Origin of the sequence: Streptomyces pathocidini, assembly GCF_001418495.1 — a bacterium.
Taxonomy (GTDB): Bacteria; Actinomycetota; Actinomycetes; order Streptomycetales; family Streptomycetaceae; genus Streptomyces; species Streptomyces pathocidini.
Map to the genome: position 1 here is coordinate 1 of NZ_LIQY01000228.1, position 9,109 is coordinate 9,109.

A 9,109-nucleotide genomic window follows, 5' to 3' on the forward strand; every position below is an offset into this window, starting at 1 on the left:
GGGCCAGGCCGTCGGCGAGGCTCTCCTCCGCGAGCGCGTAGCGGTCGAGGCCCAACAGGACCCGTACGGGCGGCTCTTCGTCCTCATCGGCACCGGACGTGGTCCGGGCCGGGGCGGAGCCCGGGGTCTCGGCGACGTCCTGGAACATCAGCACCCCGCCGTCCGCGACGGCGGCGCCCAGCGCCTCCTCCGGGTCCGGTACCGAGCGCCGCGCGAGGACCGCGGTCATGGTGGACGGCTCCAGGGCGGTGTGCCCTTCGAGGGCGGCCCGCTCCAGCACCCAGTGGACGAGGGCCTGCGCGCGCCGCTCGTCGCCGGGCCCGCAGTCCGGGCCCAGCAGGGCGCGCGCGAAGCCGTCGGCCTGCTCGGGCCGCACGCCGGGGACGGCGAGGAGCTGCCAGGGGTCCTCGCGCAGGGCCGTGGCGGCCCGCTCGCCGAGCACGTCGAGGACCTTGTCCGCCAGTGCCTCCGGCGCCCCGCCCGCACCCAGCACCTCCCGCACTGTCGCACTCTGCGCCAGCCGCTGGGCAGCGGGCAGCCCGGCCAGCCCGACCCTTACGGGGGCGGGAGGGGCGGTCGGCGCGGAGTGCGGCGCCGGGCGCTCCCGGTGGAGCGTGGCCGGGCCGACGGGCCCATCGGCGGGCGCGGCGGGGGCTGGCACGAAGCCCGCCGGGGCGGAACCTGTCGGGACGGAACTCGCTGGCAGGGAGCCCGCTGACACGGCATCCGTCGACACGGCACCCGCCGGGACAGCACCCGCCCGGGTGGTCCCCGATCCCGCGCCCTGCCCGGACGGGTGGCTCTGCTCGGTGAAGAACGAAGCCGCCGACCGCTCCCCGCTCTCGACGGCCCGCACGGCCGCGGCCAACGCCTCTGCCGCGGCCGACCGCTTGGAGCGCTCACCCGTGCCGCGCCCGGATGGCGCGGCGGCGTCGGAGGGCACGTCCGCCTCGCGTACCGGCTCGTCCGTTGGGGGGTCGGTCGGGCGGTCCGTGGTCACAGGGTGCTCCAGTCCTGGTCGGGGTAGCGGTGGACGGGTGCCGAGACGTCGTCCAGCGCTCGGCGGATCTCGTCGGGAAGACTAAGCGCCTCCACTGACAACGCCGCGGACAGCTGCTGCGCGGTGCGGGCGCCGACGATCGGCGCCGCGACGCCCGGTCTGTCCCGCACCCACGCCAGCGCGACGTGGAGCGGTGTCGCCGCCAGCCCGTCGGCAGCGGTGGCGACCGCGTCGACCACATGGCTCGCTGCCTCGTCCAGATAGGGCGCCACGAAGGCCGCCAGGTCCGCGGACGCGCCGCGCGAGTCCGCCGGGGTCGTGTGCCGGTACTTGCCCGTCAGGACGCCGCGCCCCAGCGGCGAGGACGGCAGCAGTCCGATCCCCAAGTCCAGGGCGGCGGGCAGCACTTCGCGCTCCACGCCCCGCTGCAGCAGGGAGTACTCCATCTGCGTGCTGGCCAGCCGGGTACGCGCGCCGGGCGCGGCCAGTTGCCAGGTGGCGGCCTTGGCGAGTTGCCAGCCGCTGAAGTTGGAGACCCCCGCGTACCGCGCCCGCCCGCTGGCGACCGCGATGTCGAGGGCCTGCAGTGTCTCCTCCAGCGGCGTCGCGTGGTCGAAGGCGTGCACCTGCCACAGGTCGACGTGGTCCGTGCCGAGCCGGACCAGGGAGGCGTCCAGCGCCGCCAGCAGGTGTCCGCGCGAGCCGTCGAAGCGGCGGTCCCGGTCGGGCACGGACCCCGCCTTCGTCGCGATGACCAGATCCCTGCGCGGCACCAGGTCCTCGATGAGCCGGCCGAGCAGATACTCGGCGCCCCCGTCCGCGTACACGTCCGCCGTGTCCACGAGCGTGCCGCCCGCCTCCCAGAACGTCTTGAGCTGGTCGGCGGCGTCGTGCTCGTCGGTGTCCCGCGCCCACGTGAGGGTGCCGAGGCCGATCCGCGAAACGCGAAGGCCCGTCCGCCCGAGGTGCCTCTGCTCCATGGGCCTTGAGATTACTGGCCGGAGCCGCGCGAGCGGTGGCCTGTGGACAACCCGGCCCTGCCGGATCCGGACGACGCGCGCTAGAGTCCCCCGCAGCAGGGACGTTACCGATCAGTAAGGCAGGGGAGCGGCATGCGGCTCGGGATCAACCTCGGCTACTGGGGCGCCGGAATGGACGCGGACAACCTCGCGGTCGCCCGCGAGGCCGACCGGCTGGGCTACGCCGTCTGCTGGGCGGCGGAGGCGTACGGCTCGGACGCCCCGACCGTGCTCTCCTGGGTCGCCGCCCAGACCGAGCGCATCGACGTGGGTTCGGCAATCTTCCAGATCCCCGCCCGTACCCCGGCGATGACCGCCATGACCGCCGCCACCCTCGACTCGCTCTCCGGCGGCCGCTTCCGCCTGGGCCTCGGCGTCTCGGGCCCGCAGGTCTCCGAGGGCTGGTACGGCGTCAAGTTCGACCGGCCACTGGCCCGCACCCGCGAGTACGTGGAGATCGTCCGCAAGGCGATGTCCCGCGAGCGGCTGACCCACGAGGGCGAGCACTGGACCCTGCCCCTGCCCGGCGGCCCGGGCAAGCCCCTCAAGCTGACCGTCCATCCGGTCCGCGAGCGCATCCCGCTCTACATCGCCGCCATCGGCCCCAAGAACCTGGAGCAGACCGGGGAGATCGCGGACGGCGCGCTCGTCGTCTTCTTCGCGCCGGAGCACGCCGAGGAGACCACGCTCGGGGCGCTGCGCGCCGGGCGCGAGAAGGCCGGGCTCACCCTCGAAGGGTTCGATCTCGTGCCCACCGTCCCGATGGCCGTCGGCGAGGACGTGGACGCGCTGGCCGATCAGTTCCGCCCGTACACCGCGCTGTACGTGGGCGGCATGGGCAGCGCCCGGCAGAACTTCTACAACAGGCTGGCGCAGCGCATGGGGTACGAGAAGGAGGCGGCGGAGATCCAGGAGAAGTACCTGTCCGGGGACAAGGACGGGGCCGCGGCGGCCGTGCCGAGGGAACTCATCGACTCCACCACGCTCCTGGGCTCGGTGGACCGCATCGCCGACCGCATGCGCGCCTATGCCGAGGCCGGCGTCACGACCCTCTCCCTCGCCCCCGGGGGCTTCACCCTGGACGAGCGGATCGCCGCCCTGCGGGCGGGAGTTGAGGCGCTGGACCGGTCGGGAGCGGGGGAGTAGCTCCCCGCCCTGGAGGGCTGGTGGCGGGGGCGCGGCCGGTACGGCACCGGCGGGCCGCGCCGTGCGGGATCGGGCCTCGCCGTACAGGATCCCGCCGTGCGGGATCGTGCAGTGCGGGATCGGGCCGTGCCGTACGGGATCGCGCCCCTGTGCCGGGACAGGATTCCCGGCGAGCCGGACCACGCTCCGCGGCCGCGGGGCCGCCGAGCGACGCCAGGCCTGTACCCGCAGGGGCCCGGAGGAGGCTAGTGCCCCGGGACCAGGCGGCCCAGGAGCCTGCCGAAGGCTATGAGGCGGGCTATCTGGCCCGGGCCGCCGTCGTCCAGGGACTTGCTGAAGCGGAACGACTCCGGGCGGAACCGCGCCGAGGTCAGCGGCGCGTCCGGATCGCCGCCCGGAGTCGGGGTCAGCTCGTGCGGGGTGCCGGTGGCCAGCACCAGGTGCACCCCGCGGTCGATCCGCCGCCCCGCCGCGTCGTGCCCCATCAGCGTCCGCATCCCCACATGCCGGATCGAGCCCAGCGGCATCACCTGCACCGAGGAGTCGAGGACCGTGCCGCCCGGGGCCTTGTCGTCCGTCAACTCCTCGCTGTGCCACAGGATCAGCCGCTTGCCGTCGCAGACCGCGGCCTCCTGCCACACCGAGACGCCCGCCTCGGTCAGGTCCACCACGCGCTCCAGCGTGAAGCCCAGCACCCGGTGCCGTCCCAGTACGCCCCCGACCGCCTCCAACGCGACGTCCGCGTGCAGGAAGTAGGCGCGCGCCGCGTCCTCCAGGCGCTCGTACGGCGACCAGTCCGGATCCGCGGGTGCCGGGCGCTGGGGCGCGGGACTGCTCCGCGCCGCTCTGCTGAACTTGCCCACCCGTCTCACATCCCCCTCAGGTCCAGGACAACCCTACCCAGGGGACTGTCCGGCACCCGCGGCCCGTCCAGGGAGCCGCGGGCCGAGGGGCGGAGAAGTTCCGCGGCCGTGGTGGGGGCTCGGGGGTCTTCCCCGCCACGGCCGTCACCCAAGACAACGCGGCGCGGGCCCGGTGGTTACGCGCCCCTTGCGCGCCCTTCTGCTTCCGCGCTCCTTCGTTCGGCTCATTGACCCGACTCCCCTGTTGCCGGAGGCCGCGCACCCCACTTGACTTTTCCTTTGCGGAAGCCCGTACGGAGAGGGGCAGTGATGCTGTCGGCGCGAAGCCTGTTCACCGAAATCCTCGACAACGACGACTCGTTCCGGCTGTTCTGCTCCATCGCGGCCAGCGGAGAGGCACAGGGCGGCTGGGAGAACGGCCGGATCGCCGCGCTGATCCCCGCCTCGCACCGGGAGCTGGGCCCCAGGATCGTCCGGCACGGCGCGGACGAGGACAAGCACGGGCGCATCTTCAACGCCCTGCTGCGCAAACGCGGCCTCGACCCGGTCGACGTCCCCACCGACACCGACTACACGATGCTGCTGGAGCGCCAGGGCATCGGCCTGGCCCACGACAAGCTGCGCGTCGAGGAGCCGCTCACCGAGTACGACATCATCACCTATCTCGCGCACAGCCGGGTCACCGAGCAGCGCGCTGCCGAGCAGATGCAGCTGCTGTGCCGGCTGTTCGGCGACCACCCGGACATCGGCCGCGCGGTCCGGATGATCTCCAACGACGAGGACAACCACCTCGCGTACTGCCACGAGGAGCTGCTGCGGCTCGCCGCCGCCGGGCACGGCCGCACCATCCAGCGGATCCTGCGCGAGAGCGCGCTGGCGGAGATCCGGGTCTACCGGGATGTCTCCCTGGCCGTCATGGCGCACATGGGCCGTCTGCTGGGCTGGCCGAAGGCCAAGTCGGCGGCGCTGGCCGCCGGGATCCACACGGTGTACGGGTACGAGCGGCTCGGCGGGTGGCGGCGGATGGTGAGCCTGCGGATGCCGGAGCGGCTCGACGCGCTCGGCGGCCCGGCCAAGCCCGCACCCGAGTTCGCCTGAGTCGGGCGAAGCATCCGGGGACCGGTCCTGGTTCTGGCCTCGGCCCTGACCCCGGCCCCGGTCCTGCTCTTGGTTCCGGCCCTGCTCATGCTCCTGGTTCCGGCCCCGGTCGCGTACGGCGGCCAGGGCCGGCCGCTACAGCCAGCCGCGCCGCTTGAACAGGCGGTGCAGTGCCAGCACGGCCCCGGCCATGACGGCCACCGCCGCCGGATAGCCCCACACCGTGCCCAGCTCCGGCATGTGCTCGAAGTTCATGCCGTAGATCCCGGCGACCATCGTCGGCACGGCCGCCATCGCCGCCCAGGCCGAGATTTTCCGCATGTCGTTGTTCTGGCGCACGCCCATCTGGGCCAGATGGGCGTTGAGGATGTCGGACAGCAGCCGGTCCAGGCCCTCCACGTACTCGTTGGCGCGCGTCAGATGGTCGCTCACATCGCGGAAGAACGGCCGCGTCGACTCGTGGACAAACGGCACCCCGGCGCCCGCGAGCCGCAGCATCGGATCGGCCAGCGGGCCGGTGGCGCGCCGGAATTCGAGGACCTGGCGCTTGAAGGAGTAGATCCGCGCCGCCGTGCCCTTGGTGTCCCCGCCGTCCGGCGCGAACACGTCCGCCTCCAGCGCCTCCAGGTCGTTCTGGAGCTCGGCGCCCACGCTGATGTAGTGGTCCACCACCGCGTCGCTCACCGCGTACATGACCGCCGTCGGGCCGTGCCTGAGGACCTGCGGATCCTCCTCCAGGCGGCGGCGTACCGCGGCGAGCGGGGCGCCCTCGCCGTGCCGGACCGTCACCACGAAGGAGTCGCCGACGAACACCATCAGCTCGCCCGCGGTGACCGTGGCGGCCGCCTCGTCGTAGACCACGGGCTTGAGGACCAGGAACAGCGAGTCGTCGTAGACCTCCAGCTTCGGCCGCTGGTGGGCCTTCAGCGCGTCCTCCACCGCCAGCGGATGCAGCCCGAACTCGCTGGTGACATGGGCGAATTCGGCCTCTGTCGGCTCGTGCAGGCCGATCCACAGGAACGAGTCCCCCGCCGCTCTCGCCTCGCCGAGGGCGTCGGAGAAGTCCGCCGGGCCCTCGGTACGACGCCCGTCCCGGTAGATGGCACAGTCCACGATCACGCGCGCATTGTCCCTCCGCTCGGTCGGCCGCGCACGGGTGCGAGCCCTTAGGGTTGCCGTATGCCCACGCTGATCCTCGTACGGCACGGCCGGTCGACCGCCAACACCGAGGGGGTGCTCGCGGGCTGGACGCCCGGAGTCGCCCTCGACGAGCACGGCGCCGCGCAGGCGGCCGCACTGCCCGGGCGGCTCGACGGGCTGCCGCTGGCCGCCGCCGTGACCAGCCCGCTCCAGCGCTGCCGGGAGACGCTGCGGCCGCTGCTCGCCGCCCGCCCCGGACTGCCGCTGCACACCGAGGAGCGGATCGGCGAGTGCCGCTACGGCGACTGGACCGGCCGCAAGCTCAAGGAACTGGCCGACGAGCCGCTGTGGAACACCGTCCAGCACCACCCGTCCGCCGCCGAGTTCCCCGGCCCCGAGGGCGAGTCCGTACGGGCCATGCAGGCGCGCGCGGTCGACGCCGTACGCGACTGGAACGCCCGGATCGAGGCCGAGCACGGCGACGGCGCGGTCTATCTGATGTGCACGCACGGCGACATCGTCAAGTCGCTGGTCGCCGACGCCCTCGGGCTGCACCTGGACCTCTTCCAGCGGATCTCCGTCGAGCCCTGCTCGGTCACCGCGATCCGCTACACGCCGCTGCGCCCCTTCCTGCTCCGGCTCGGCGACACCGGGGAGTTCCGCGCACTCGCGCCCGGCGCGAACGGCGCAGGAGGTGGTACGGCGGGGCGCGCGGGAGACGCGGCGGTGGGCGGCGCCACGGGCGCGCCCTGAGGCGGGTGCCACGGGCACACCGTGATCGCCTCGCGCAGTAGGGTGGACGGGCCGCGGACGGACCCCGAGACGACAAGGGAGCAGGACGTGTCCCGTCAGGTGTTCCTGTACGACCCGCCGGACCGCTTCATCGCCGGTACGGTCGGGCTGCCTGGTCGCAGGACCTTCTTCCTCCAGGCCTCGGCGGCGGGCAGGACCACCACCGTCGCGCTCGAGAAGACCCAGGTGGCCGCGCTCGCCGAGCGGATCGACGAGCTGCTGGACGAGGTGGTGCGGCGCACCGGCGGCAACGCGCCCGTACCGGCGGTCGCGCCGACCGAACTCACCGACACCGCCCCGCTGGAGACCCCGCTGGACGAGGAGTTCCGGGTCGGCACCATGGCCCTGGCCTGGGACGGCGAGGAGCAGCGCATGATCGTCGAGGCGCAGGCCCTGGTCGAGCTGGACGCCGAGACCGAGGAGGACCTCGCCGAGGCCGAGGAGAGGCTCCTGCAGGACGAGGAGAACGGGCCGCCGATGCTGCGGGTCCGCCTCTCCGGGCCGATGGCCCGGGCGTTCGCCAAGCGGGCGCTGGAAGTGGTCAACGCCGGCCGCCCGCCGTGCCCGCTGTGCAGCCTGCCGCTCGACCCGGAGGGACACGTATGTCCGCGCCAGAACGGATACCGCCGCGGGGAGGAGTGACCCCGCCGGGCGAGCCCTCCGCACCGGATGAGCCCTCCGAGCCGGACGACTCCGCCACCCTGGAGCTGCTCGCCCACGGTGAGCTGACCGTGCGCGGGCGGATCCGCGAGGCCTCCAACGCGGTGCTCTACTGCTCCGTGGCGCTCGACGGGCAGCGCGGCACCTGCGTCTACAAGCCGGTCGCGGGGGAGCGGCCGCTGTGGGACTTCCCCGACGGGACGCTCGCCCGGCGCGAGGTCGCGGCCTACGAGATGTCGCGGGCCACCGGCTGGGACCTGGTGCCGCCGACGGTGCTGCGGGACGGGCCGTACGGCGAGGGCATGTGCCAGCTGTGGGTCGAGGCCGACGACGGGGTGGAGCTGCTGGCCCTGGTCGAGGGCGAGGAGCCGGGGCCCGGCTGGAAGGCCGTCGGCTTCGCCGAGGTCGGCGGCGGGCGCACCGCGCTGCTGGTCCACGCGGATGACCCGCGGCTGCGGAGGCTCGCGGTCCTCGACGCGGTGATCAACAACGCCGACCGCAAAGGCGGTCACCTGCTGCCGACGGTCGACGGGGGGCTCTACGCGATCGACCACGGCACCACCTTCAACGCCGAGGACAGGCTGCGCACGCTGCTGTGGGGCTGGGCCACCGAGCCGCTGACGGAGGAGGCGCGGGGCGTGCTCCGCACGGTCGCGGCGGAGCTGGGCGAGGGGCGCCCCCTGGCGGCCCGCCTCGCCCGCCTGATCACGAGCGCGGAGCTGGACGCCCTGCGCGCCCGGGTGGCCGACCTGCTGCGCACGGGCCGGCACCCCGAGCCGGGCGGGCAGTGGCCCGCCATCCCGTGGCCGCCGGTGTGAGCGCGCCCGGCAGCGGCGCGGCCGGAAGCGAGGTCCGGCACCGGTGCCGGGCTGGAAGCGAGCCCGGCACTGGGGGCCGGGACCGGCAGCGAGGTCCGAGGAGGGGCCGGGGCCCAGGAGCTGGGCCAGGCGCCGCGGCCCGGCCGAAGCCGGCACCGAGGTCGGGCCTGATCGAGCGGGCGCCCGGCACGTCACGCCGGAGGCGATCCGTCAAGAGCGCCTATCCGGCCAAGCCCACTAGTCCGGTTCGTATGTGGAACAGGCGTCCGGTTACGCTCAATGCATGTATGCCTGGCCCGCTTCTGAGGTTCCCGCCCTGCCTGGCAGTGGCCGCGACCTCCGGATCCACGACACCGCGACCGGGGGTCCGATCACCCTCGCCCCCGGTCCCGTCGCCCGTATCTACGTATGCGGCATCACCCCGTACGACGCCACCCACCTGGGGCACGCGGCGACCTACAACGCGTTCGACCTCGTACAGCGCGTGTGGCTCGATACCAAGCGGCAGGTTCACTACGTCCAGAACGTGACCGACGTCGACGACCCGCTGCTGGAGCGGGCCGAGCGGGACGG

General features: G+C 73.8%; 9 protein-coding genes and 1 pseudogene. 6 read left to right on the forward strand and 4 right to left on the reverse strand.

Annotated elements, in window-relative coordinates:
- A partial coding sequence (locus AOK16_RS12620) for a helix-hairpin-helix domain-containing protein (protein WP_276202497.1) occupies nt 1-1,000 on the reverse strand: 1,000 nt, incomplete at its 3' end.
- Nucleotides 997-1,980, reverse strand: a complete 984-nt coding sequence (locus tag AOK16_RS12625) for an aldo/keto reductase (protein WP_055472354.1) — start codon at nt 1,978-1,980, stop codon at nt 997-999. The genes AOK16_RS12625 and AOK16_RS12620, both read right to left, overlap by 4 nt.
- A 132-nt stretch (nt 1,981-2,112) precedes the next feature.
- Here AOK16_RS12625 and AOK16_RS12630 point away from each other — a divergent pair, with 132 nt between their 5' ends.
- The gene (locus AOK16_RS12630) at nt 2,113-3,165 is read left to right on the forward strand and encodes an LLM class F420-dependent oxidoreductase (protein ID WP_055472355.1); all 1,053 of its coding nucleotides are present in this window, start codon (nt 2,113-2,115) and stop codon (nt 3,163-3,165) included.
- Between the two features lie 245 nt (nt 3,166-3,410).
- Here the strand turns inward: AOK16_RS12630 and AOK16_RS12635 are convergent, their stop codons facing one another.
- A complete protein-coding gene (locus AOK16_RS12635) occupies nt 3,411-4,028 on the reverse strand; it encodes a hypothetical protein (RefSeq protein ID WP_055472356.1) in 618 nt (205 codons plus the stop codon).
- A 309-nt stretch (nt 4,029-4,337) separates the two neighbouring features.
- Between AOK16_RS12635 and AOK16_RS12640 the strand changes: the two genes are divergently transcribed.
- Entirely contained in the window at nt 4,338-5,126 is a 789-nt protein-coding gene (locus tag AOK16_RS12640) for a hypothetical protein (RefSeq protein WP_055472361.1), read from the forward strand.
- A gap of 135 nt (nt 5,127-5,261) precedes the next feature.
- On the opposite strand, the gene AOK16_RS12645 is transcribed toward AOK16_RS12640, so the two are convergent.
- Nucleotides 5,262-6,245, reverse strand: a complete 984-nt coding sequence (locus tag AOK16_RS12645; protein WP_055472357.1) for a magnesium and cobalt transport protein CorA — start codon at nt 6,243-6,245, stop codon at nt 5,262-5,264.
- Nucleotides 6,246-6,305: 60 nt separating this feature from the next.
- On the opposite strand from AOK16_RS12645, the gene AOK16_RS12650 reads away from it, so the two are divergent.
- The 4 genes and pseudogenes from AOK16_RS12650 to AOK16_RS12665 all read left to right on the forward strand — a co-directional run.
- Nucleotides 6,306-7,019 (forward strand): histidine phosphatase family protein, encoded by a 714-nt coding sequence (locus AOK16_RS12650; protein ID WP_055472358.1) that lies wholly within the window; start codon nt 6,306-6,308, stop codon nt 7,017-7,019.
- 87 nt (nt 7,020-7,106) lie between these two features.
- Nucleotides 7,107-7,700, forward strand: a complete 594-nt coding sequence (locus tag AOK16_RS12655) for a DUF3090 domain-containing protein (protein WP_055472359.1) — start codon at nt 7,107-7,109, stop codon at nt 7,698-7,700.
- Nucleotides 7,661-8,536, forward strand: a complete 876-nt coding sequence (locus tag AOK16_RS12660; protein WP_079101308.1) for an SCO1664 family protein — start codon at nt 7,661-7,663, stop codon at nt 8,534-8,536. The genes AOK16_RS12655 and AOK16_RS12660 overlap by 40 nt, the downstream gene beginning before the upstream one ends.
- 283 nt (nt 8,537-8,819) lie before the next feature.
- Nucleotides 8,820-9,109, forward strand: a pseudogene (locus AOK16_RS12665) (cysteine--1-D-myo-inosityl 2-amino-2-deoxy-alpha-D-glucopyranoside ligase); the annotation flags it as partial.

What these genes read in the sequence shown, in the direction of transcription:
- AOK16_RS12625 (WP_055472354.1), bottom strand. Translation starts at nt 1,980, where the DNA reads ATGGAGCAGAGGCACCTCGGGCGGACGGGCCTTCGCGTTTCGCGGATC.
- AOK16_RS12630 (WP_055472355.1), top strand. Translation starts at nt 2,113, where the DNA reads ATGCGGCTCGGGATCAACCTCGGCTACTGGGGCGCCGGAATGGACGCG.
- AOK16_RS12640 (WP_055472361.1), top strand. Translation starts at nt 4,338, where the DNA reads ATGCTGTCGGCGCGAAGCCTGTTCACCGAAATCCTCGACAACGACGAC.
- AOK16_RS12650 (WP_055472358.1), top strand. Translation starts at nt 6,306, where the DNA reads ATGCCCACGCTGATCCTCGTACGGCACGGCCGGTCGACCGCCAACACC.
- AOK16_RS12660 (WP_079101308.1), top strand. Translation starts at nt 7,661, where the DNA reads ATGTCCGCGCCAGAACGGATACCGCCGCGGGGAGGAGTGACCCCGCCG.